25 protein-coding genes are annotated in these 22,541 nt (G+C 44.6%); 10 read left to right on the forward strand and 15 right to left on the reverse strand.

Features of this window, described 5'->3' with window-relative positions; translation table 11 throughout:
• Nucleotides 1-212: 212 nt before the first annotated feature.
• The 6 genes from AC4MCC_RS12430 to msrA all read left to right on the forward strand — a co-directional run bounded on the left by AC4MCC_RS12430 (nt 213) and on the right by msrA (nt 4,590).
• Nucleotides 213-704, forward strand: coding sequence for a lipocalin family protein (locus AC4MCC_RS12430; RefSeq protein WP_180002393.1), 492 nt, complete (start codon nt 213-215; stop codon nt 702-704).
• 171 nt (nt 705-875) lie between these two features.
• Complete coding sequence (gene thyA / locus AC4MCC_RS12435) at nt 876-1,718, forward strand: thymidylate synthase (protein WP_491885388.1); 843 nt, start codon at nt 876-878, stop codon at nt 1,716-1,718.
• A 98-nt stretch (nt 1,719-1,816) separates the two neighbouring features.
• Complete coding sequence (gene dfrA40 / locus AC4MCC_RS12440; RefSeq protein ID WP_419363679.1) at nt 1,817-2,329, forward strand: trimethoprim-resistant dihydrofolate reductase DfrA40; 513 nt, start codon at nt 1,817-1,819, stop codon at nt 2,327-2,329.
• Between the two features lie 26 nt (nt 2,330-2,355).
• Nucleotides 2,356-3,402, forward strand: coding sequence for an Lnb N-terminal periplasmic domain-containing protein (locus AC4MCC_RS12445; protein ID WP_419375004.1), 1,047 nt, complete (start codon nt 2,356-2,358; stop codon nt 3,400-3,402).
• 103 nt (nt 3,403-3,505) lie between these two features.
• A complete protein-coding gene (locus tag AC4MCC_RS12450) occupies nt 3,506-3,967 on the forward strand; it encodes an META domain-containing protein (RefSeq protein WP_180053012.1) in 462 nt (153 codons plus the stop codon).
• A gap of 98 nt (nt 3,968-4,065) precedes the next feature.
• Complete coding sequence (gene msrA, locus AC4MCC_RS12455; protein ID WP_004781907.1) at nt 4,066-4,590, forward strand: peptide-methionine (S)-S-oxide reductase MsrA; 525 nt, start codon at nt 4,066-4,068, stop codon at nt 4,588-4,590.
• An 89-nt stretch (nt 4,591-4,679) separates the two neighbouring features.
• Here msrA and AC4MCC_RS12460 read toward each other — a convergent pair whose 3' ends face one another.
• The 5 genes from AC4MCC_RS12460 to AC4MCC_RS12480 all read right to left on the reverse strand — a co-directional run bounded on the left by AC4MCC_RS12460 (nt 4,680) and on the right by AC4MCC_RS12480 (nt 8,341).
• A complete protein-coding gene (locus tag AC4MCC_RS12460) occupies nt 4,680-5,084 on the reverse strand; it encodes an ExbD/TolR family protein (protein WP_034702344.1) in 405 nt (134 codons plus the stop codon).
• Nucleotides 5,084-5,707, reverse strand: a complete 624-nt coding sequence (locus tag AC4MCC_RS12465; RefSeq protein ID WP_419363687.1) for a MotA/TolQ/ExbB proton channel family protein — start codon at nt 5,705-5,707, stop codon at nt 5,084-5,086. Before AC4MCC_RS12465 ends, AC4MCC_RS12460 begins: the two co-directional genes overlap by 1 nt.
• A gap of 25 nt (nt 5,708-5,732) precedes the next feature.
• Nucleotides 5,733-6,500 carry an energy transducer TonB gene (locus AC4MCC_RS12470; protein ID WP_491885389.1) on the reverse strand — a complete coding sequence of 256 codons (768 nt, stop codon included), beginning with the start codon at nt 6,498-6,500 and terminating at the stop codon, nt 5,733-5,735.
• Nucleotides 6,501-6,693: 193 nt separating this feature from the next.
• Nucleotides 6,694-7,560: a formyltetrahydrofolate deformylase gene (purU, locus tag AC4MCC_RS12475; protein ID WP_005232297.1), complete on the reverse strand. Its 867-nt coding sequence runs from the start codon at nt 7,558-7,560 to the stop codon at nt 6,694-6,696.
• A gap of 61 nt (nt 7,561-7,621) precedes the next feature.
• A complete protein-coding gene (locus AC4MCC_RS12480) occupies nt 7,622-8,341 on the reverse strand; it encodes a TetR/AcrR family transcriptional regulator (protein ID WP_034580311.1) in 720 nt (239 codons plus the stop codon).
• A 115-nt stretch (nt 8,342-8,456) separates the two neighbouring features.
• On the opposite strand from AC4MCC_RS12480, the gene AC4MCC_RS12485 reads away from it, so the two are divergent.
• The 4 genes from AC4MCC_RS12485 (at nt 8,457) to AC4MCC_RS12500 (ending at nt 12,360) form a co-directional block, all read left to right on the forward strand.
• Nucleotides 8,457-9,905, forward strand: coding sequence for a coniferyl aldehyde dehydrogenase (locus AC4MCC_RS12485; protein WP_180012677.1), 1,449 nt, complete (start codon nt 8,457-8,459; stop codon nt 9,903-9,905).
• Nucleotides 9,906-10,070: 165 nt separating this feature from the next.
• A complete protein-coding gene (gene rpmB, locus AC4MCC_RS12490) occupies nt 10,071-10,307 on the forward strand; it encodes a 50S ribosomal protein L28 (RefSeq protein ID WP_000048256.1) in 237 nt (78 codons plus the stop codon).
• A gap of 16 nt (nt 10,308-10,323) precedes the next feature.
• Complete coding sequence (gene rpmG / locus AC4MCC_RS12495) at nt 10,324-10,479, forward strand: 50S ribosomal protein L33 (protein WP_001205031.1); 156 nt, start codon at nt 10,324-10,326, stop codon at nt 10,477-10,479.
• A gap of 153 nt (nt 10,480-10,632) precedes the next feature.
• Complete coding sequence (locus AC4MCC_RS12500) at nt 10,633-12,360, forward strand: cation:proton antiporter (RefSeq protein WP_491876208.1); 1,728 nt, start codon at nt 10,633-10,635, stop codon at nt 12,358-12,360.
• 201 nt (nt 12,361-12,561) lie between these two features.
• On the opposite strand, the gene AC4MCC_RS12505 is transcribed toward AC4MCC_RS12500, so the two are convergent.
• From AC4MCC_RS12505 to AC4MCC_RS12550, 10 genes are all read right to left on the reverse strand, one after another.
• Entirely contained in the window at nt 12,562-12,840 is a 279-nt protein-coding gene (locus tag AC4MCC_RS12505; RefSeq protein ID WP_004781893.1) for a hypothetical protein, read from the reverse strand.
• 104 nt (nt 12,841-12,944) lie between these two features.
• On the reverse strand, nt 12,945-13,448 hold the full coding sequence (locus tag AC4MCC_RS12510; RefSeq protein WP_034702359.1) for a DUF6586 family protein: 504 nt from the start codon (nt 13,446-13,448) through the stop codon (nt 12,945-12,947).
• Between the two features lie 209 nt (nt 13,449-13,657).
• The gene (locus AC4MCC_RS12515; protein WP_005232301.1) at nt 13,658-13,909 is read right to left on the reverse strand and encodes an RNA recognition motif domain-containing protein; all 252 of its coding nucleotides are present in this window, start codon (nt 13,907-13,909) and stop codon (nt 13,658-13,660) included.
• Nucleotides 13,910-13,992: 83 nt separating this feature from the next.
• Entirely contained in the window at nt 13,993-15,981 is a 1,989-nt protein-coding gene (locus AC4MCC_RS12520; RefSeq protein ID WP_491880557.1) for an ATP-dependent helicase, read from the reverse strand.
• A 290-nt stretch (nt 15,982-16,271) separates the two neighbouring features.
• Complete coding sequence (locus AC4MCC_RS12525) at nt 16,272-17,414, reverse strand: glycerate kinase (protein ID WP_491885390.1); 1,143 nt, start codon at nt 17,412-17,414, stop codon at nt 16,272-16,274.
• 124 nt (nt 17,415-17,538) lie between these two features.
• Entirely contained in the window at nt 17,539-18,111 is a 573-nt protein-coding gene (locus tag AC4MCC_RS12530) for an HdeD family acid-resistance protein (RefSeq protein WP_419363698.1), read from the reverse strand.
• 125 nt (nt 18,112-18,236) lie between these two features.
• Nucleotides 18,237-18,995: a hypothetical protein gene (locus AC4MCC_RS12535; RefSeq protein WP_419375009.1), complete on the reverse strand. Its 759-nt coding sequence runs from the start codon at nt 18,993-18,995 to the stop codon at nt 18,237-18,239.
• A gap of 32 nt (nt 18,996-19,027) precedes the next feature.
• Complete coding sequence (locus AC4MCC_RS12540; RefSeq protein ID WP_034169867.1) at nt 19,028-19,225, reverse strand: hypothetical protein; 198 nt, start codon at nt 19,223-19,225, stop codon at nt 19,028-19,030.
• Nucleotides 19,226-19,349: 124 nt separating this feature from the next.
• A complete protein-coding gene (gene topA / locus AC4MCC_RS12545; RefSeq protein WP_491876209.1) occupies nt 19,350-21,992 on the reverse strand; it encodes a type I DNA topoisomerase in 2,643 nt (880 codons plus the stop codon).
• Between the two features lie 31 nt (nt 21,993-22,023).
• Complete coding sequence (locus AC4MCC_RS12550; RefSeq protein ID WP_005232313.1) at nt 22,024-22,473, reverse strand: ammonium transporter; 450 nt, start codon at nt 22,471-22,473, stop codon at nt 22,024-22,026.
• Nucleotides 22,474-22,541 lie beyond the last annotated feature (68 nt).

Consider the following 22,541-nt stretch of genomic DNA (forward strand, 5'->3'; position numbering starts at 1 on the left):
AAGTTATAAATTCACAACTTTTCAAATCTACTACCGATCCTGCTCAGACTATTTCTAAATCAATATTTGAGCGCCTTTCTGACTAAATCTGTAATTTTACTCACGATAATAAAGTCAACATTTCACTACAGGATTACATCATTCTGGCCAGTAGCTCTCGTATTAGACTGATTTAGTAAATTTAAATTGAGATGATGAGGAAGAAAAAAAATATGAGTCATGATGTAAAGACTATTTCAAATTTCAATTTAGAACAATATTTAGGGATCTGGTACGAAATTGCCCGTCTGCCCATGAAACACCAGCCTGAAGACAGTACTGATATTTCCGCAGTCTATAGCCTGAATGAAAACGGCACAGTCCGTGTCCAGAACCGTTGTCTGGATGGTGCGGGCAAACTGGATGAATCGATTGGGGAAGCCACCATTGTGGATGCAGAACATGGCAAACTGGAAGTCAGTTTCTTGCCTGAAGGTTTGCGCTGGGTACCTTTTACCAAAGGGGATTACTGGATTCTCAAACTGGATGACAAGTATGAAACTGCATTGGTTGGTGAGCCAAACATGAAATATCTATGGCTCCTGCATCGTAAGCCGACACTAGATGAAGCAACCAAACAGGAATATCTGGCCTATGCTGAATCTCTGGGTTATGACCTGTCCGATCTGATCCATACGGTACACACCGGTAAGCCAACAGCTTAAAAAAAGATGATAAAAAAGCATCCATCATGGGTGCTTTTTTATACCCTTTTCTCTCATGTTTAATCATTTTCACTGCTATGCGGAAGTACTCAAAAAAATGTTATGATGAGCGCAATTTTAAATTGCCCAATTCAAAGAAAAGCAATTTGCAACAGATTTTAAGAGAGACCTATGCGCCAATATCTTGACCTTTTACAACATATCCTCGACAACGGCGGCGATAAAGGCGACCGTACCGGCACAGGTACACGCTCGGTATTTGGTCATCAGATGCGCTTTGATCTTTCCAAGGGCTTCCCTTTACTTACCACTAAAAAAGTTCATTTCCGTTCGATCGTGATTGAACTGCTGTGGTTCCTGAAAGGCGATACCCATGTAAAGTATCTTCAGGATAATAAAGTGACCATCTGGGATGAATGGGCAACTGCGGAACAAACCGCACGTTTTGGTCGCCCAGAAGGTGAACTTGGTCCAGTATATGGCCATCAATGGCGTAATTTTGGTGCCACTCAAAATGCAGATGGTAGCTACAATCAGGATGGTTTTGACCAGATCAAATGGTTGATCAATGAAATTAAGACCAATCCGAACTCACGCCGTCTGATTGTATCGGGCTGGAATCCAAATGAAGCGAGTCAGGTGGCTTTACCGCCTTGCCATACCCTGTTCCAGTTCTTTGTCCATAATGGCAAATTGTCTTGCCAGCTTTATCAACGTAGTGCTGACGTTTTCCTTGGCGTTCCATTTAATATTGCCAGCTATGCCCTGCTGACTCATATGATTGCGCAGGTGTGTGATCTGGATGTAGGCGATTTTGTCTGGACGGGCGGTGATACACATTTATATGCCAATCATTTTGATCAGGCCAAACTTCAACTCAGTCGTGAGCCTTTAGGCCTATGCCAGTTGAAACTGAATCCTGAAGTTAAAGACCTGTTTGATTTCAAATTCGAAGATATTGAAATTGTCGGTTATGAATCACATCCAGGAATCAAGGCACCCGTTGCAGTTTAATTTCGGTTAAACCTCGGAAAATATTCAAATCCCACTTTGCTTAAAGTGGGATTTTGCATTTTAATAGCAATAATTTTTATCTGTTTTTGAGTATGGGTATGGCATTTCAGGATTTAGAAGTCGTTCATGTCGTGGCAATGGATCAGCAGCGCTGTATTGGTAAGGACAATGACTTGCCTTGGCATATCTCAGCAGATCTCAAGCACTTTAAGGAAATCACTCAAGGTGGTGTGATTGTGATGGGCCGTAAAACGCTTGAATCAATGGGCCGTGCGCTGCCTAAACGTGTGAACTGGGTCATTACCCGGGATCCTGACTGGTCTTTTGAAGGCGTCAAAGTCGCGCATACGATTGAAGATGCCCTGACTCAAGCCGTGGCCGATGTGCAGACTTCAGAAAAACCGACTGCTATTTTTATCATTGGTGGTGGTGAAATCTTTAAACAGACTCTGGATATCGCTGATCGTCTGGAACTGACCCATGTTGAACTAGATGTACAAGGTCATGCCTACTATCCGGAAATTCCGGTCGAGTTCAAAAAAGTTGCATCAGAACAACATATCGATGACAAAACCGGTATTGCATTTGAGTTCGCAACATACAGAAAATAAAGCCTATTTTCTATAAAAGATTGAACATGCAAGGACAAGACAATTCAGAAAAGCATTGGAGCCTGTGGTTATTAGGGAGTCTATTTAGTTTATTTGTCCTGTGTTCAAGTCTCTGGCTAAGCCTGATGCTCTGGGTGCAACAACCCTTGGGCAAAATTGGCAGCATCATTCTGATCGGTCTCTGGCTTCTGTTTGCCTGTGTGGTCTTGGGCATTTACTTCACCAAGCATCTGATTTCCCGACAGGTGGATACGGTGCTTTATCTGCTGGCCTTTCTGGTCAGCTTACTCGCTTATTTGAGCATGGAGCCTCGTCAGGATCGGGACTGGAATCCTGAGGTTTCCCGGCTACTCTCCTATGAGCAGCAAGGCAATCAAGTCACCTTGCACAATATCCGTAATTTTGACTGGCAAGCAGAGGGTCAGTATATCGAACGCTGGGAAAGCCGCAGTTTTGATCTAAACGACATTACCGGGGTAAACATTATTACCTCCTACTGGATGGGACCTAAAATTGCCCATACGCTGGTCAGTTTTGATTTTGCCAATCAGAAACCGCTCGCCTTCTCGATCGAAATTCGCAAAGAAAAGGATGAGAAATTTTCTGCTATTGGTGGCTTCTTCCGAAAATATGAACTAAGTCTGGTCGCCTCAGATGAGAAAGATATTGTATATACGCGTAGCAATATTCGTGGCGAGCAGGTTTACTTTTTTCCGGTAAAAATGCCACAAGCAGAAGCTCAAGCCCTATTTAAAGAATATCTGCGTAAGGCTGATGAACTGGCCAAAGAGCCTAAATGGTATAACACCCTGAGCAGTAACTGCACGACGCTGGTCTTTGATATGGCTCAGGCAGTATCTCAGCAACAGCTTCCTTCAGATTACCGCTTGCTGGCTTCTGGGTATTTACCCGATTATTTATATGATTTAAAAGCGCTAGATCAGCGCTGGGATATACAAACCTGGTATCAGCGTGCACACGTTAATCCACGGGTTAAAGATACCGGTCAGATTTCCAGTCAAGAGTATTCACAACGCCTGCGTCAAGGCCTACCTGAGCCGAGTTCCAGATAATTTTCCAAGTTATCCAACTTAAAGAAAGATACAAAATCAACTGGCGTATATTGCATTTTTTTGTTTATATACAAATAGCTAACTCAGAATTAGAGTCTCTCGCATGCTAAAAAAATTAACAGCAATCATGATTTTAGGTTCAGTTTTTACGCTGTCAGGTTGTGAAACCGTACCGAGTACCTCATCAGTCAAAACTGAAAATAATTTACAGCTCTTGCAAAATCGTACCTGGATTGTGAACCAGATTGGCAATACCGAAATTACTACAGCACCGACAGCACGCAATATTCCAAGTCTGCAATTCGATGCAGCGACTCAACGCGTGTCTGGCGCAGATGGCTGTAACCGTGTCATGGGCAGCTACACTGCCGGCAAAGACACCCTTAACTTAAGCCAGATAGCGAGTACTGAAATGGCTTGTCTAGATAATGAAGGTCTGGATCAGAAATTTAAGGAGGCACTGAGCAAAGTGACCCATTATCAGGTCTATGGTAAAACCCTGAAATTAATGGACCGTCATGGCAATTTACTCATCCAGTTAGAAAGTGCAGTACAGCCTCGCTAAGTTCTGACTACAAAAAGCCTGTGTCATGCAGGCTTTATATCTTTCATACTCATATGAACATTCAATAATCAGCACTCTACAATGATGAGGACTTAACCATGCAACAAGCACTATTTGGTGGTGGATGCTTTTGGTGTACCGAAGCAGTATTTTTACAGCTTCAGGGCGTACAGAAGGTCGTCAGTGGCTATGCGGGCGGACAAAATCCTAATCCAACCTATGAGCAAGTCTGTGGCGGTGATACCAATCATGCCGAAGTGATCCTGATCGATTTTGATGAAAATCAGATTACGTATAGTCAGTTGCTCGAAGTCTTTTTCGCAACCCATGATCCAACGACATTAAACCGTCAGGGCAATGATGTCGGCACGCAATATCGTTCTGTGATTTATTATTTTAATGATGAGCAAAAAGAAACTGCACAGCTCACAATAGATTCATTGAAAGCTGAAGGGCTGAATATTGTGACTGAACTTAGCCCTGCACCGACTTTCTACCCTGCCGAAGAATATCATCAGAATTTCTTTGCCAAGAATCCGAATCAGGGCTACTGTAATTTTGCGATTCCACCTAAGTTGAACAAATTACAACACAAGTTTATGACGCTGCTTAAAACTCATTAAACTGGATTCTGCTTGATCAAATGCCCTATTAAATTAAGGCAATAAAAAAGCGACTGAGATCAGTCGCTTTTTTCATTGAGAGCAAAAAATTAATTATCGGTTGCAAAAGCAATATCGCTGAGTCCGGCTCCACTCGCGCGTGACATCACTTGAGCAACGGTGTCATAACGTGATTCTTTATCTGCTTTCAATACGATGGTCGGTTGACGCTCTGCCTGGCTCGCCTCATTGAAACGGGTTTCAAGCTGTTCCAGAGTCAGCACATCGCCGTTCCATGCTACATCACCTTTTGCATTGATGCTAATGGTGACATTTTCCGGTGGCAGGTCAATAATTTCTGCAGTGGTTTGCGGTAAGGTTAATGGAATTGATGGGTTCGCAACGGTCGCTGTCACCAGAAAGATGATCATCAATACCAACATAATGTCGATCAGGGGAATAAGATTCATCTCATTCATGCCTGTATCGTTGTCTTCACCCAATTGAAAAGCCATTAAGCTTGACCTCCAACTAAACTGTCTTGTGTTACTTTCGCATCAGCCTTCTTTGCAGAAGAATCCTGTTGCAACATGGTGTCAATCAATAAGCTATGCGCATGGTCTTGCAGTTCATTGCTTAAAGTGCGGTTAACACGTACACAGATGTTATATGCAAGTACCGCAGGAATCGCCACAGCCAGGCCCAGACCGGTCATGATCAGCGCTTCACCCACTGGAGTGGCTACTTGTGCCAGACCTGCCTGACCACTCTTACCCACAGCAACCAGTGCGTGGAAGATTCCCCATACTGTACCGAACAGACCGACAAAGGGTGAAATTGAAGCGATAGTACCCAGGACGGATACACCTTTTTCTGCATTGCCTTTTTCTAATGCGATCTGACGCAGTAAAGCCTGTTCAGCTACAGCTTTACGTTGTTCAAATGCCAAAGGAGTCATTTTATTTTTCAATTGCCCTAATGCGTTAGATAACTGAGCATAGGCAATCTGTTTAAGTTGGCGAGTGCCCATCAAACGCAGCACAAAAATGGTCCATGTCGCAATCGACATTGCCAATAACACGAAATACAGTGTTTTACTGACTGCATCAGCGTGTTGCCAATAAACTGAAAAGTTCATATTCGAACTCCTAATGGGTTAGCCGTTATTTGGTAATCTGAAAATCGAAAGGCTGTTCCACTCGGGTTGGATAAGCCACACCATTTTCAACATATTTGGTCAGTTGTGCACGACGTACCGCTGATTCGACTTTGCGCGTAACGGCCGGACTACAACTCGAATTTCGTGCGGTCGCAGAGACCACTTTCCCCTGCTCATTTGCAGATACATCTACCACCAATGAACAGGCTGATTTTAACTCTCCTGCCGAGAGCGACACTTTTGGTGCACGCTGCCAGGATACGCCGCCGCCAATTGCAACACTTTTCGGTGCTGGTGGAGCCGGCGGTGCGACAGGTGCTGGTGGCGCAACCGGTGCAGGCGCAGGTGCCACTTTTTTAGTTTCAGTCACGACCACAGGAACCACTGGACTTGGTGCAGGTTTGGTTTCAACTGGCGGTGCAGTAACAGGTTTAGGTGTTTCTGCTTTTTTCACCTGCTCAATTTTTTCTACTTTTTTAGGTGGCGGTGGCAGCGGTTTTTCTACAATTTTAACTTCTTTCGGCTTTGGTGGCTCTTGTTTAGGCTCTGGCGGCTTTGGCTTCGGTGGTAAAGGTTTTGGGGCTTCCTGAAGTTTGACGAAGCGGACTTTTAAAGGCTCTTTATCGACTTGTTTCAGTTCAGGTGCTTCCATCTGGCTGACTGCCCATAAAAGACCCACGTGTCCAACCAGAACCGCCGCCAGAATAGAAACGACTTTCTTTTTCATCTGATTTGACGGTGGTGGTGTCATGGGAGCAGCAACTTGACTCATTAAATCTATTTACCTCGAGGAGATGATGTGAAACAAACTATCAAGCTCATCGGTTAGCACAATTAAAGTACGCCAATAATAAATGAGAAGTGTTTTCATTTGCAACTACTAATCCCACTTTTCTCCATTATTTTTGTTTCAAACAAAAAAGGCATACTTAAAGTATGCCTTTTTTAAACAGAGATGCAAGCGCTTATTGGAACACGACAGTTTTATTGCCGTCGACAATGACACGGTCTTCCAAATGCCATCTCACTGCACGTGCCAGCACATTACGTTCAACGTCCTGACCCAGTTCACGCAGCTGTTCCACAGTAAAGTCATGGTTCACACGCTCCACATCCTGCTCAATGATTGGCCCCTGATCCAGATCAGCTGTCACATAGTGTGCAGTTGCACCGATCAGTTTTACACCTTTGTCATAAGCCTGTTTGTACGGATTAGCCCCTACGAATGCTGGCAGGAATGAATGATGAATATTGATCACTTTCATTTCCCATTTACTTACGAATTCTTCATCCAGAATCTGCATATAACGGGCTAATACCAGCAGATCGTTACCCTGCATCAGTTCATCAATCTGTGCATAGGCCTCACGTTTGTTCTCTTTGGTCACCGGAACCACTTCAAACGGAATACCAAAGTTTTCTACTGATTCACGTAGAGTCTCATGGTTAGATACCACTTTAGTAATTTCACATGGCAGACCGCCGCGTGCATGACGCCATAGCAGCTCAAGCAACGCATGGTCGACTTTAGACACCAGAATACCGACCTTTTTCACATCACTGACTAGTGCCAGACGCCAGTGCATGCCATAGCGCTCTGCAACATTGGCAGCAAAAGTCTGCAACAGGCTTTCTTTACGGCTTTGCAGATTGTCCAGTTCAAACTCAACACGCATGAAGTAACGTCCGCCCTGCGCTGCTGTCGCGTATTGATCAAGCGCCGTAATGTTGGCACCCTGATGATACAAGAAGCTTGAAACAGCCTGCACGATGCCCGGCTTGTCTTCACAAGTAATCAATAAACGTGCGGTATTAGCAGTCGTCATATTCATGTTGGTTAAGGTCACTAATTAGTTAAATTAAAAAAATAAGCCGAGTATTCTAACGCGTTTCTTAGATATTCTGAATAGTTTGTTCAGATTCAGGCGGTTTAGGCGATGACAGACTGGCAAACAGCTCTGAAGAACCAAACGAATTGAGCAGGCTCTCATACGTCTGACGGCTTTCACCACGCAGATAAGCACCTTCCAGGAACACCATCTGACGCAGTGCCTGCCAGACCCATTTTTCTTCCAGAGTGTTGGAATCGGTAATATGCCCCGACATATACAGGAAGTTGGTCCAGTTGGTCAGTACAATCCAGAGGTTAATGATCAGCGCTTCAATTTCTGAATCGGTCATTTCCATCAGGCCGGCATTTACGAAGGCTTTATAAATTTTTTGTCCCTGCTGCATGACCTGTCCAGCAAAGCGTGGATAAAGCTTGCGGAAATCTTCGTTATTTTCGACCAGATGGTATACATCACGATGCAGAAAACGATAAGCCCAAAGCTGACTGCTCAGTACCTGAAAATAATGAATCTTATCATTGGCATCCAGAGCACGATCTTCCGGAAGTGCCAGCATTTCCAGCGTCTGATGCTGGTACTGCTCCATCAGTTCCTTGATAATTTCATTTTTATTACGGAAATGGTAATACAGATTACCCGGACTCATGCCGAGTTCAGCAGCAATATGGTTGGTGGTTACAGATCGTTCGCCACGTTCATTAAACAACTGCAAGCTGAGCTGTAAGATACGCTCTTTGGTTTTTAACGTTTTGGTTTGGGACATCCTAAAATAACCATTCAGTTCATGCATTAGTAAGGCTAACACACAAAGTAACTTGACTAATTAGAGTATTTGCTCTAAAAATTAATTAATCGATTTTGAATAATGGTAGTGCGGCATGAACAGTCACACAAAAACAACTTCAATGACACCACATTTTCTTGATAGCCAGCACCTCAATGAAATTCTGGCTCAACAAAAACACGCCTACTTACGCTACCCACTGCCGACTGCAAAGGAACGTATCGATCGTTTAGCTCGGCTTAAGCGTATCTTAGTTAAGTATCAAGATCAATTTGCCGATGCAATTAATCAGGACTATGGTAACCGCTCTGTCGGGGAAACCAAAATTGGCGAGTTACTGACTTGTCTTGAACATATTAAATATTACAGCAAAAACCTGACCGGCTGGATGAAACCGTCCAAGCGTCATGTCGGTATTATTCACCAGCCGGCAAAAGCCTGGGTGCAATACCAGCCTCTAGGCGTGATCGGCATCATCGCACCGTGGAACTACCCTTTATTATTATCCATTGGTCCTCTGATCTGTGCGTTGGCTGCGGGCAACCATGCCATGATCAAGATTTCAAGTTCATCGGCTGCTTTCGGTAAGGTACTGGAAAAAGCCTTAGCTGAAGCCTTTCCTAAAGAACTGGTTGCCGTGGTGAATGGTGGCGGTACGGTATCTGATGCCTTCTGCCGACTGGCTTTTGACAAGATGATTTTTACTGGTTCAACGGCTGTCGGTAAGACCGTGATGGCAGCAGCTGCAGAAAATCTGGTACCGGTAATCCTGGAACTGGGTGGCAAATCCCCTGTACTGGTGCATCCATCGATTGACCTGCGTGATGTGGCTCAGCGTATCGCTGTGGGCAAGCTCTGGAATGCTGGTCAGACCTGCGTAGCACCGGATTATATGTTCCTGCCACGTGGCAAGACTGCCGAGTTTATCGATCATTTTAAAGCCTGTGTTGAAAGCATGTATCCGGACATCAGCCATAATCAGGATTACACCTCGATTATCAATGATAAGCAGTACAACCGCCTGCAAGGTTATCTGGATGATGCCCGTGAGCAAGGCGCGCAGATTATTGAAATCAATCCGCGTAATGAGTCGCCAGCAGACCTGCGTAAAATTGCACCGACCATTGTGACCAATGTCATGCCAAGCATGCAGATCATGCAGCATGAAATCTTTGGGCCGCTCCTGCCGATCATGGAATATGATCAAATTGACGACGTTATCGACTTTATTAATAGCCGTCCGCGTCCACTTGCATTATACTATTTCGACTTTGATCAGGCGCGTGCTGATTATGTCGCACAGCGTACCCATTCAGGGCATTTCGGGCAAAATACTGTATTAACCCATGTCGCACAGGATGACCTGCCATTTGGTGGTGTCGGTGCTTCCGGTATGGGTAAATATCATGGGCCAGAAGGCTTCTTCAGTTTGTCGCATGAACGGTCAGTAATGTCGAATCCTAAGCTGTATAGCTTGAAATACATTCTGCCTCCGTTTAATAAGCCGATCCATAAGCTGATTTCGAAGACACTTCTTCGATAAATGATCAAGGCATGAGCTATCACACGGGCTCATGCTTCGTTTTAGACAAAATCGCTTGTCTTTTAAGCGCATTTTTGATATAAAACGCCCCTTGAATGAATTCAATCCGTTTATTTTTGACTGGCCATACAGATTTGCTGTTGGCTAAATCAATGGAGTTACACCATGTCTAAGGTTTGCCAAGTTACCGGCAAGCGTCCAGTCGTTGGTAACAACGTCTCACACGCCAACAACAAAACTAAGCGCCGGTTCGAGCCGAACCTGCACCACCACCGTTTCTGGTTAGAAAGCGAAAAACGTTTTGTACGTCTTCGTTTAACCACTAAAGGTATGCGTATTATCGACAAATTGGGCATTGAAAAGGTTGTTGCTGACCTTCGTGCTCAAGGTCAAAAGATCTAAGTAAGGAGTCAGGACAATGCGTGATAAGATTCGCTTAGTTTCTTCAGCTGGTACAGGTTATTTCTATACCACTACTAAGAACAAACGTACTATGCCGGAAAAAATGGAAATCAAAAAATTTGATCCAAAAATCCGTCAACACGTAATCTTCAAAGAAGCTAAAATCAAATAATTTTAGTTTTTTGAAAAAAGCGACCTTCCCGGTCGTTTTTTTTTGCATTTTTTTTATGCGACTTGATAAACTTTCTGTTTCTTCTGGCATTTTCTGTGCTTATTTCCCATAAAAAACTGAAATTTCATAAAATTTATTTTAAAGGAGTGTTTAGTGCCACATGACGTAGAGCTCATTATTCTGTTAGCTGTCGGTTTTGGCTTGGCCTTGGTTTTTGGCTATATCGCTGCACGTCTACGCCTTCCCCCACTGATTGGTTATCTGGTTGCCGGGATTTTGATTAGCCCGAACACCCCAGGCGTGGTCGGAGATGTGCATCTAGCGAACCAGCTGGCCGAACTTGGCGTCATGTTCCTGATGTTTGGTGTCGGGATGCACTTTTCTCTGAATGACCTGATGCAGGTCAGGCGTATTGCCTTGCCGGGTGCGGTCTTGCAGATTGCAGTCGCGACACTGCTCGGAGTCGGGGTCTCTATGCTCTGGGGCTGGAATTTCGGCTCTGCCCTGATCTTTGGTTTAAGCCTGTCTTGTGCCAGTACTGTTGTACTTCTCAAAGCCTTAGGCGATCGTGGCCTGCTTGAATCCATTAACGGGAAAATTGCAGTCGGCTGGCTTCTGGTTGAAGACCTTGTCATGGTTCTGGCATTGGTATTGCTACCTGCAACCGCAGTATTGCTCGGTGGTCAGGCACTGGAAGGTAGTAGTAGCGATCAGAATGTCTGGATCACCTTAGGCATTACCTTGCTCAAAGTAGCCGGCTTTATTGCTTTCATGCTGATTATTGGTAAACGTTTAGTGCCAATGATCATGCAGGTGGTGGCACGTTTAGGCTCACGTGAGCTGTTTACCTTAACCGTCGTAGCTGCAGCCGTATCGATTGCCTTTGGGGCTTATAAGGTCTTTGGCGTATCCATGGCACTCGGTGCGTTCTTTGCCGGGATGGTAGTGAAAGAGTCTGACTTCAGCCACCGTGCCGAAGAAGAAACCTTACCGCTGCGTGAAATCTTCTCGATTCTGTTCTTTGTGTCCGTCGGTATGCTGTTTGATCCGCGTATTCTGATGGATCAGCCGCTTCATGTATTGGCTGTACTCGGCATTATCATGATTGGTAAAACCATCGCAGCGATGGCACTGGTGCTGTTCTTCCGCTACCCAATCAATACGGCACTCACCGTCAGTGCATCTCTGGCACAAATCGGTGAATTCTCTTTTATTCTGGCCGCACTTGGTGTATCGCTAAATCTATTGTCACTCGATGGACAAAACCTGATTCTGGCGGGTGCCCTGATTTCGATTACCCTGAACTCGTTTATTTTCTCGGCAGTAGAACCGGTACAAAAATGGATCCGCGAACGTTCGTCTCTGGCGCGCTTATTGGAGCGTAGTGGTGATCCGCTTGCCATGCTACCGGATGAGGTCTCGCAGGACTATCTGCGTGATCAGGTGGTGATTGTGGGGCATGGTGAAGTCGGTCGTCGAATTACCTTATCTCTAATGGAGCAAGATATTAAGGTAGTCATTGCCGAAGAAAACCGTGAGATCGTAGAGAACTTGCGTAAAAAAGGCATTGCGGCAGTTTCTGGTGTCGCAACTGAACCCGGTGTGTTGATTCAGGCTCACATTCAGCATGCACGTCTATTGGTGATCTCACCGATGGATATTATTGATATCCATAAAATCGTGGATATTGCCAAGACCCTAAACCCTGCTATTCAGATCCTGCTATGTTCGGAAAGCAAGGAAGAAGCCGAAGTGATTCGCCGTGACAATATTGGCGAGGTGTACTATGCCAAAGAGGAAATGGCGAGAAATATGAGCAATCATATTTTGAACCAGATCGAGATTGCACATAACCATCCACCTACGCATTATTCAGGCTGATTCATTAAAGAAGTTGTCAAAATTGGCAACTTCTTTTTTATTGATTGGACTGGAATTTATCACCTCGACAAACCATAAAATTTCAGATTACTTTTCTGTTTAATAGACTTAATTTTTTCTCTTATTCTCTATTTTTTTCATTTTATAAACACAAAAAAAGCACACTTCAAGTGTGCTTTCCTGCTCGCCAGGGTAGGCAATTTAGCTCATATATTTGGGCTCTTCATCCACAACTTCAGCTTGCCATTCATTGACCTGCTGTTCCAGCAAACCATATAAAGCGGCCTGAATCATGTGTTGTGCAATCACAGGCGTTTGATCACCCAACAGGGCTTTCACCTCGTCATTAAACTGAATCATGACTAATGGCTGTTTTTTTGAGCCCGCATTTCGTAATGCCAACGCGCCACCTTCAAGTTGAACGAGTTCCAAAATCGCATCTTGATTACCAAATAAATCTTTCAACTGTTCTATAGACATATATCCTCCATGTTCAACATGGTGGCAAAGAGCGATTGCACTTTGCATCATTAGAGTAATTGATATAGGGTTAATAATCGCAATTTCAAGCACAGCTGATCAGATTAAAATTCAACCATCTCATTACGAAAACCATCAATAAGCTGCGTCAGGTCACGATGCCATTCTCGTAATATAGCAGTATCAGGTAACCAGGCTTGTGGTGTCTGTGTGACTTTAATGATGAGATTTGAAGAAGTTTCGTCTTCGGGTTGTGGCGAACTTGGCTCTGGCGCATATTGGCAGAGACGGTAAGCACGTTTCAGTTCAGCCAAAAAACCATCTTTGGATAAATGCTGTAATACGGTCACTTCAGGCGACACCTGCCCCTTAGCCGCCATCAGCTCTTCAATCGATTTCAGTGTCGGGCTCAGGTCATTCAGACGGTAGTAGCGTACCAGTTCCTGTAAAAAGGCCAGCAGTGCCCCATGCAGATGGAATACGGCAGCTTCACGATAAGCTTGTGCCTGCTGCACATGATCAGTCTGTTCAGCCTGCTGACAGGCCAGACGGGCGAAATAAAGTTTTTGATTGGTACGGTCCGCATGATAGCGAGCAACTCGTGTCATCGAGATTTCCTAAGCATTAAAACAAATTTTGGCTCTTATAAAGTAAAACGTCCGCTCGTATTACGCAATGCAAGATTGTCTACGCTGCCGCTCTATTCTGCATGATCTTGATACTTCAGACTGCTGATATTTACCCTTCAGTAAAAAATCCAAGCCTTTTTAAAGGCAAAAAAAAGAGCATCACACATGCTCTTTTTATCAGCTGTTATTTAAGCCTGTGGCTTTTCTTCAGCTTGCTTCACACGAATCCCCTGACCATGCAGACGCAGTGTATTTAAACCTTTAATTGCTTTAACAGCTTCACGGCCATGTGGCATTTCTACGAAAGCAAAACCTTTAGACTTGCCTGTTTCTGCATCCATGACTAGCGCACAAGATTCAACAGTACCGTACTGTTGGAACAGGGTCAGCAATTCAGCTTCTGTTACTGTACGTGCCAAGTTACGAACTAAAATTTTCATCGGATAACCTTAAGAAGATAGGCAAAAATAATCAAAAAGCACGTGCCTACCCTACTTTTTGCGTCAAACCCAGAAGGGATAGTTTAATCGAGATCAATCCCAAAATCTAAATTAATCGACTGGCGCTCAATTAAAGCACTTTTCACAGTCTGTTGACGGGTTTTGTAATGGGTTTCTGTGACACATAAATTGCGGGTCAAATCATTGAGAAAATAGCTTTCAATTTTACGCCCCTGCTCATCCACCGTTTCACGTGCCCAGTGATTCAGGTTTTGCTTGGTCAGAATCAGTTCATTCTGTGCACGGGTCAAAGCTACATATAGCACACGACGCTCTTCCTCGACATCATCGAAATCCCCTTGCGCCCGTGCATGCGGATATTGTCCCGGCGTGACATTGGCCACATAACAGACTTTCTGTTCCGTACCCTTGGCCGAGTGAATGGTAATGAGGGTCACCACATCTGTATCCGACTGGCGTTCAATTTCGGAAATAGAGACCGGATCGAGCACATACTCTTCCAGAAATTCACTCACTTGTGCATGCTTGGAAGCCAGCTGTTTTACCAATTCGAAATCCCCCTGACGGCGGCTCCAGTCTTTCTTATAGTTCTCGGCCAGTTGTGCTTCAATCGCCTGTACCGCCAAACCAACACAAGCCTGTACTTCGGTTTTGAGTACCGCCATTTGTTTCATGATCAGAATGGTTTCTAGCGGAATCTTGCCGAATTTTTCTAGCTTGTCGGCAATCTTTTCCATCTCTGGCTCAGCTAAAAGTTGTTGAGACAGTTTGCTGGCACCCACATCACCGACGCCATTCCACAACGTTAAAAAACGCATCCAGGCAATATCGTCCAGCGGATTGGCAACCACACGCAACAGGCTGAGCAGATCTTTTACATGTGCAGTTTCTAACAGTTTCATCCCGCCGATGAATCGATACGGAACATTGGCCGCGATACAGGCTGCTTCAATATGTCGCGCTGCATAACTGGAACGTACCAGCACCATATGATCGGACCATTTGCTGCCTTGCAGATAGTGGCGCTCTTTAATATCAATCGCGATCCATTTGGCTTCATCAAACTCATTCGGGAAAATATGCATCTTTGGCTTGATGCCTTCACCGCGATGCGCATCCAGACGCTTATCATATTTGATTTCGGATTGATCCAGCAGCCAGTTGGACAAGTCCAGAATTTCCTGGGTTGAACGATAATTCTTTTCTAATTTAAAAATCTGGGCATCAGGGATACGCTCTTTGAAATGATGAATATTTTCAAAATCGGCACCACGGAAACCATAAATTGACTGCGCATCATCTCCAACACAGAACAGGCTAATATGTTCTTTGAGAGGTTCGAGTAATGCCCATTGCAGTGGGTTAGTATCCTGCATTTCATCCACCAGCATATGCCGACAGATCGAAGCCACATAGTCCACCAGACCTTCAGACTGTGCCAAAGCAGTCGCCACCACAGCGAGGATATCGTCATAATCCAGAAAACTACGCGCACGCTTACGCGCTTCATATTCTTTCATGATGTCGGCAATCTGGTCTTTCAGTGCCAGATATTCCGGCATCTGTTTCTCCAAAGCCAGACTCAGTTTTTGCCGGGTATTCCGCGCAAAGGAATATAGGTCACAGAGTTCCTGTGGCTTCGGCAGATAATTCGGATTTTTCTTATCATCACGCCCGCGAATCAGGCGGAACATCATCAGCTGATCATCACGGTCAATAATTGAAAACTGTTCCAGACCAAAAGCCTTTGGAATCCGGCGCAGCAGATACATACAGAAGGTATGAAACGTAGATGCACGTAAGCCTTTGGCCTGTTCACCGAGTGCCAGTTCCACCCGTGCCACGATTTCACTCGCCGCACGACGAGTAAAGGTCAGAATCTGAATCTGATTCGCTGGTACGCCTTGATCAATCAGATAAGCTGCACGTGCCACGATAGTTTTGGTCTTGCCACAGCCTGCCCCAGCCAAAACCAAACTGTGCTTTGCTTCTGTCGTCGCAGCTTGCTTTTGTTGCGGATTCAGTTCATCAATCAGGGAGGCTAAACTCATGGTCACTCATCAATTTGTGGATAGGTGTAGTTTAACAGATCACTCTTATTATAGCTTTGAGCTGCTCTGAAACAGACCGAACTTTTATTCTTAATTAGCTATAGGGTTGACGGCATGGATGCCGTCTACTGGATTGGGGGTATAGGGATATACTCTCAACCTAGCCAAGGATTTTTGTTACCTTGCGAACCCAAAATATATTTTGAGGATGCTCATCCCTGAAAAGTAAAATCTGCTTACGCGTATATATTTATCTTTTTATAAAGCTTTTGCGGCAATGACCATCTTACTCAAACACCCTGTTCCTGAATATTTTGAACAGTTTGAACAACCGCTTTTTCCAGATTGATTTCTGCATTCTTTAAGGCTTCTTCCAATAAACAATCTGGTGGATTAATCCCCACAATCTGGCTAAATCCAGTCTGATACAGTGACTCAATCCTCTCACCGACCAGACCGGCAAACGCAATTACCGGTTTATTCAATTGCTGGGCGACCTGCGCCACGCCAAATGGAGTTTTTCCTAAAGCGGTCTGATGATCAATCTTGCCCTCGCCAGTGAAAACATAATCTGCATCTGCAATTTTTTCCGCTAGCCTATTTTGTTCCATAATTAACGCCACACCGGATTGCAACTTTGCTCCTGCAAACGCCATCAACCCAAAACCTAACCCACCGGCTGCCCCTGCGCCGGTAAAGTTTTTAAAAGAAATATCTAAGCTCTTTTCAACCAGATCAGCAAAATGTCTTAGATTTCGATCCAGTTGTTGCACCATTTCCGATGTTGCACCTTTCTGCGGCCCAAAGATCACTGAAGCACCATTCGGTCCACAGAGTGGATTATTCACATCTGAAGCGATCAGGATTTCTGTATTGTTTAAACGGGCATCAAGCTGGGAAAAATCAATTCGATCAATCTGGTTGAGATTACCGCCACAGACCTGCATGACTCCACCTGTAGCATTAAAAAACTGCACACCCAATGCTTGCGCCATCCCGGAACCACCATCATTAGTGATACTGCCACCAAGTCCAATAATGATTTTCTTTACACCAAGATCCAGTGCTTGCTTGATCATTTCACCCGTCCCATAGGTTGAAGTCAGCATAGGATTACGCCGAGCAACTTCGAGCAGATGAATCCCGTTTGCCTTGGCCATTTCAATCACTACGGTCTGACCAGCATCAACCAAGCCAAAGTAAGTTTCGATCGACTGACTGGCTAATGGTCCGGTGACTTGGCACGTTACTCGTTCACCCTTTAGGCTTGAAATTAATGCATCTACAGTTCCCTCACCACCATCTGCCATTGGTACAGTGATACAATTTGCATCCGGAAAGACCTGCAAAATACCACGCTGCATCGCCTGACAAGCCTGCTCGGCAGTCATACTTTCCTTAAAAGAATCTGGAGCTAGAACAAAGGTTTTCATGAATATGATCGGCCGCGTGATAGGTTTTATACTAATTTGAAATGCATACCCATCTTACAGGCAAAGCTGAATATGCCAATAAAAAAAGAGCGCTGATTCGCGCTCTTTTTTATACTGGTCTTACTTAAAGATCTGCGGAGCTTTTTGGCACACGATGCTTGATATAGGAAGCCAAAGTCAGATAGTTAATTCCTTGGAACAAAATATCGATTGCCAGAAAAGCACCTAGAACCCAGAACGGTGCATTCGGTGACAATAGAATCAGGATACCTGTAACTAAAGTCAAAATTCCGGAAAATAAAGTCCAGCCCCAGCCGCGGAATGCTTTAAAGATAAAAGCATTGAAGACGCGAATTATTCCCGCCACAATCAAAGCAATCGCAAGCAGATGGGTCAGTACAATCGCAGTTTTCGCTGGCGTGCTAAAGGCATAATAGCCCGCAATAAAATAGATGATACCGAATAGCAGCCAGAGCCAGCGAAATGCCCCATCGAAGATTTTAATCCCGGCGATCAGATGAACTACTCCACCTATCATCATCAGGACCCCAAACAGGAATACTACGGATAAGGTGGCAAAAGGCAGTGATGCTAACAGTACGATTCCAAATAACACTAATAAGGCACCCAGGCCTAAATACCATTTACGGTTTTCATGCAATTGATGCCGAACCAGATCATTTCCAACAGTCTTCATATTCTTCTCAAGTCATTGGCTATAACTTTGATTATGCTCTTAAATCATGGAGAAATTTGTTAGAAACTCACTGAGTTTATCTATAAAAATAGTAAGTTATGCCAGTTTATTCAGCACTTTGTTAATTATTTTTTCCAGCCAAGTTCAATTGCCGTGATTTCATTAATCAGGGTCTGATTTAAAGATTCCGGCATTTTACTGGTGCTTTGCGATACTGGAATGTGACCCGCCATCAGCTCAGCTTTAGTTTGGGGAAATAAAGGCTGCTGATTCGGATTGGCATAACCCACGGGATATATCGGCTGGCCTGTGGCGAGATCATATTTATCTGAAGCACCAAAGGCATGCAGTAATTCATGTACCAGAACAATTTTATTCTGGTCAGACTGTCTGCTTGAAGCAAATAGATTAACTGAACCAATCCGGCCTTTTTGCAGAGCTGTTGAATGCTTTAACTGCTGGGTGTGTACAGGATCATAATAATTTAAAAAGAGAGTAACGTTCGAGGAAGGATCTGAACCTTGCTGCTGTTGCCAGGCATAGAAACGGAATTTTAGACTCCATAAAATGGTGCCAAGTAAGGAGGCCTGCTCCGGCACTTTAGGCGGCAATTCTTTGAGTTCACGTCCCAGATTAAAATAAAAATAAGTAGGCTGTCCACGGTACTGCTGGGCCGCTTTTTCCAGATATTCTTGTGTCCCTTTTAGATCCTGAGCAGATAATTGCTGGATATATTGCTGTGTGGTTGCCAATCCATCTGCATTGATCGGATGCAACAGAACAAAGATTGGTTTGTTCCAGTCCTGATTCTGATCCCGATAAGCGTTAATTGCCACCACAAATAAAATCATCAATAAAATCAGGATTCGGATTTTTTTCCACATATGAACATGCCAATAGAGAGTTTATTTAAAAGTTATTTTTGTTTCGTTTTTTGATCTTCAGAGCGTAGATATAAAACACAGCTCAAAGTAACCAGCGACATAATAATCACCAAAATAATCATCATTCCCCGATCCATAGGAATACCCATTTCATTAATCTTTCCAAGCATGAAATAGAGGATAGATCCTAATCCGATACTTAAGAACAGGAATTTATCTAGCCAAGTCATGCATGATTCCTATTTTAATCTTTTATTATTTAACGCCTAGAATATCCTAGAACTGTGTTGATCAAAAATACTTAGTCATAAAAAAATGCCGACTTTCGTCAGCATTTTCTTGATGTCTTATAGCTTAGGCCTCAACCCATTTGCCATCCTGATAGACCAGCGACCATTTGGTTTGCTTGCCTTCAGGGGTTTCCGAACCAATATATTGAGACTGGTTCTTACGGCTGAATTTCACCAAGGTTGGATTTCCTTCAGGGTCCACATCTGGTGCCTGCAAAATAAACTGATATTTTGGATCTAGCTGATCCGCCACAGTACGCAGTTCTGCGACCTTCGGTGCGCGCGTTTCACGGACTTTCGGGAACTTGCTGGCGGCCAGGAACAGACCGGCTGCGCCATCACGCAGAACAAAGAAATCGTCATGCTTGGTTGAACGCAAGTGTTCCATCTTGATCGGATCAACACGCGGAGGCGCAGGCTGACCATTCTTCAGGACTTTACGGGTGTTTTCACAGCTGGTGCAGGCAAAATATGGACCAAAACGACCGGTTTTCAGCTGCATTTCACCATCACATTTGTCACATGGAATGGTTGGGCCATCATAACCCTTGATCTTGAACTCGCCTTCTTCCAGCTCATAACCAGCGCAGTCCGGGTTATTCCCACAGATATGCAGCTTACGGCCACCATCAATCACATAGCTGTCCATCGCAGTGCCACAGACTGGACAACGTTTTTTCGACATCAGATCCGCAGTTTCTGCTGCATCATCATCAGATAATGCTGCCAGAGATTCAACCGGAGTCAGGTTCAATGTACCTTTACAACGTTCTTTCGGTGGCAGGTTATAACCCGAACAGCCCAGGAATACACCCGTTGTGCCGGTACGGATCTGCATCGGACGGTCACATTCTTTACAATGGACTGCTTCAACTTCTACAGGCTGATTACGGCGCATGCCGTTTTCACCCTGAGCATTGGTCAGACGTTTCTTGAAATCACCATAGAAGCTGTCTAACAGATCTTTCCAGTTGCGTTCACCATCTGCCACTTTATCCAGCTGACCTTCAAGGTCTGCAGTAAAGTCGTAGTTCATCAGGTTATTGAAACTTTCATCCAGACGATCGGTGACGATCTCACCCATCTTCTCAGCAAAGAGACGACGGTTTTCCAGTTTTACGTAACCACGATCTTGAATGGTCGAGATAATGGCGGCATAAGTCGAAGGACGACCAATACCTTTTTTCTCAAGCTCTTTGACTAAAGATGCTTCAGTAAAACGTGCCGGTGGCTTGGTAAAATGCTGAGATGGATCAAGTTTTTCCAGTTTCAGTACTTCGCCCACTTTCACTGCCGGTAACAGTACATCATCATCAGATTTGTTCTGGCCACGAACTTTGGTGAAACCATCAAATACTAGGGTACGACCTTTGGCTTTCAGTTCAACACCATTCGCATCCACTAAAATAGTCGATGATAAATATTCTACTGGTGTCATCTGACAAGCTACAAACTGACGCCAGATCAGGTCATACAGACGCTGTGCATCACGTTCCACTCCAGCCAGACTATCGCCTTTCAGCGCGACATTAGATGGACGAATGGCTTCGTGGGCTTCCTGCGCGCCAGCTTTATTACCATAACGGTTCGGCTTGGCTGGCAGATATTTCTCGCCATATTCAGATTCGATATGACCGCGCACCATGTTGACTGCATCATCACTCAGGAAGGTGGAGTCAGTACGCATATAGGTAATGAAACCAGCTTCATACAGGCGCTGTGCCAGCATCATGGTTTTCTTCACCGAGAAACCTAGACGGGTACTTGCGGCCTGTTGCAAGGTGGACGTGATATACGGCGCGCTTGGATTGACCTTGGTCGGTTTATCTTCACGGCTAATAACTTTATATTCGGCGTCTTTGATCAGATTCAGTAAAGCATCTGTTTCAGCTTTATTATGCAGCTTTAAAGTCTTGCCATTTTGCTTGACCGCTTCCAGACGAATATCATCTTTCTTGGATTTGGTATCTGCAAAAACCTGCCAGTATTCTTCAGGAATGAACTTACGAATTTCACGTTCACGTTCTACGACCAGCTTTACAGCGACAGACTGTACACGCCCCGCAGACAGACCACGGGCAATTTTTTCCCATAGCAGTGGCGAAATCATGAAGCCGACGACACGGTCCAGGAAACGGCGCGCCTGCTGGGCATTGACCTTATTGGTATCTAGACGTGAGGGCTGTTTAAACGCTTCCTGAATGGCATTTTTGGTAATTTCGTTAAAGACCACACGCTGGTAGCGCGAATCATCACCGCCGATCACTTCTTTTAAGTGCCAGGCAATCGCTTCCCCTTCACGGTCCAAATCCGTTGCGAGATAGACTTCATCGACTTGCGATGCCAGTTTTTTCAGTTCAGCGACTACGCCTTCCTTGCCCGGAAGGACTTCATATTTGGCTTTCCAGTCATGTTCTGGATCGACACCCATCCGGTTAATCAACGCCTGCTGTGATTTTTCTGCTTTTTCTGCTTCAGTCAGCTTGGTTCGGGTCACCGGTTTTTTCTCTGCAGTTTTCGCAGAGCCGCCCGTCGGCAAGTCACGCACATGACCCACCGAAGATTTCACGATGTAGTTTGAACCGAGATACTTGTTGATTGTTTTCGCTTTTGCAGGCGACTCCACAATCACCAAGGCACGTTTACTTCCAGCGTCGGAAGACTTCGCCGTGCTGCTTTTTGATGTGGACCGAGGAGCGTTCGCCATATTAACCGTTTAATCCTGTTTATTTCTAAAATTAAAGTTCAGCCAAAGAATGTAATAGTGCCTTGATGTCATCAAGTTGCGTGGCTCTAAGGTCAGATTCTTCATCCCAATAGAGTCCTACACAGTTTGCCTGCATATCAATAGCATAAATGCCCTTTAATGCAATGGGAAAATCTTTAAATTTGTCATCCCCATGCACCAGTTCAAGTTTGTTATCAACCACGCGGGCACGCATCAGCGGTAAACGGGCATCTGGAAGCAGCACACTATAATAGGCCACCATACTGGCACGACTTTCAGTCACCTTGGGAATATTAGTCCAGTCAGGTGCAACCACCAGACGTGGATGTAAGCCCATCTTGCGGGCTTTATCACGCATGAGTCCTAATGCCTTTTCTCTAGGACTCACACGCAGACCAAAAATAGACCCCAGTACGAAAACGATGATGACAACTGCCACCCAGATTCCGGTATTTTCCATAGTTCAACCTTTATGTTCTTATATTAGATTTGCATAAGCCCGCTATAAAAGGCAAGCACCGCTTGCGA

The sequence above is a fragment of the Acinetobacter sp. CAU_H_56 genome, from assembly GCF_058599425.1.

What these genes read in the sequence shown, in the direction of transcription:
- AC4MCC_RS12445 (WP_419375004.1), top strand. Translation starts at nt 2,356, where the DNA reads ATGCAAGGACAAGACAATTCAGAAAAGCATTGGAGCCTGTGGTTATTA.
- AC4MCC_RS12470 (WP_491885389.1), bottom strand. Translation starts at nt 6,500, where the DNA reads ATGAGTCAAGTTGCTGCTCCCATGACACCACCACCGTCAAATCAGATG.
- AC4MCC_RS12465 (WP_419363687.1), bottom strand. Translation starts at nt 5,707, where the DNA reads ATGAACTTTTCAGTTTATTGGCAACACGCTGATGCAGTCAGTAAAACA.
- AC4MCC_RS12505 (WP_004781893.1), bottom strand. Translation starts at nt 12,840, where the DNA reads ATGTCTATAGAACAGTTGAAAGATTTATTTGGTAATCAAGATGCGATT.
- AC4MCC_RS12535 (WP_419375009.1), bottom strand. Translation starts at nt 18,995, where the DNA reads ATGTGGAAAAAAATCCGAATCCTGATTTTATTGATGATTTTATTTGTG.
- thyA (WP_491885388.1), top strand. Translation starts at nt 876, where the DNA reads ATGCGCCAATATCTTGACCTTTTACAACATATCCTCGACAACGGCGGC.
- AC4MCC_RS12460 (WP_034702344.1), bottom strand. Translation starts at nt 5,084, where the DNA reads ATGGCTTTTCAATTGGGTGAAGACAACGATACAGGCATGAATGAGATG.
- AC4MCC_RS12540 (WP_034169867.1), bottom strand. Translation starts at nt 19,225, where the DNA reads ATGACTTGGCTAGATAAATTCCTGTTCTTAAGTATCGGATTAGGATCT.
- AC4MCC_RS12525 (WP_491885390.1), bottom strand. Translation starts at nt 17,414, where the DNA reads ATGAAAACCTTTGTTCTAGCTCCAGATTCTTTTAAGGAAAGTATGACT.
- AC4MCC_RS12515 (WP_005232301.1), bottom strand. Translation starts at nt 13,909, where the DNA reads ATGAAAATTTTAGTTCGTAACTTGGCACGTACAGTAACAGAAGCTGAA.
- AC4MCC_RS12520 (WP_491880557.1), bottom strand. Translation starts at nt 15,981, where the DNA reads ATGAGTTTAGCCTCCCTGATTGATGAACTGAATCCGCAACAAAAGCAA.
- dfrA40 (WP_419363679.1), top strand. Translation starts at nt 1,817, where the DNA reads ATGGCATTTCAGGATTTAGAAGTCGTTCATGTCGTGGCAATGGATCAG.
- AC4MCC_RS12480 (WP_034580311.1), bottom strand. Translation starts at nt 8,341, where the DNA reads ATGTCCCAAACCAAAACGTTAAAAACCAAAGAGCGTATCTTACAGCTC.
- AC4MCC_RS12530 (WP_419363698.1), bottom strand. Translation starts at nt 18,111, where the DNA reads ATGAAGACTGTTGGAAATGATCTGGTTCGGCATCAATTGCATGAAAAC.
- rpmB (WP_000048256.1), top strand. Translation starts at nt 10,071, where the DNA reads ATGTCTAAGGTTTGCCAAGTTACCGGCAAGCGTCCAGTCGTTGGTAAC.
- rpmG (WP_001205031.1), top strand. Translation starts at nt 10,324, where the DNA reads ATGCGTGATAAGATTCGCTTAGTTTCTTCAGCTGGTACAGGTTATTTC.
- AC4MCC_RS12485 (WP_180012677.1), top strand. Translation starts at nt 8,457, where the DNA reads ATGAACAGTCACACAAAAACAACTTCAATGACACCACATTTTCTTGAT.
- AC4MCC_RS12510 (WP_034702359.1), bottom strand. Translation starts at nt 13,448, where the DNA reads ATGACACGAGTTGCTCGCTATCATGCGGACCGTACCAATCAAAAACTT.
- purU (WP_005232297.1), bottom strand. Translation starts at nt 7,560, where the DNA reads ATGAATATGACGACTGCTAATACCGCACGTTTATTGATTACTTGTGAA.
- AC4MCC_RS12430 (WP_180002393.1), top strand. Translation starts at nt 213, where the DNA reads ATGAGTCATGATGTAAAGACTATTTCAAATTTCAATTTAGAACAATAT.
- AC4MCC_RS12550 (WP_005232313.1), bottom strand. Translation starts at nt 22,473, where the DNA reads ATGGAAAATACCGGAATCTGGGTGGCAGTTGTCATCATCGTTTTCGTA.
- msrA (WP_004781907.1), top strand. Translation starts at nt 4,066, where the DNA reads ATGCAACAAGCACTATTTGGTGGTGGATGCTTTTGGTGTACCGAAGCA.
- AC4MCC_RS12450 (WP_180053012.1), top strand. Translation starts at nt 3,506, where the DNA reads ATGCTAAAAAAATTAACAGCAATCATGATTTTAGGTTCAGTTTTTACG.
- topA (WP_491876209.1), bottom strand. Translation starts at nt 21,992, where the DNA reads ATGGCGAACGCTCCTCGGTCCACATCAAAAAGCAGCACGGCGAAGTCT.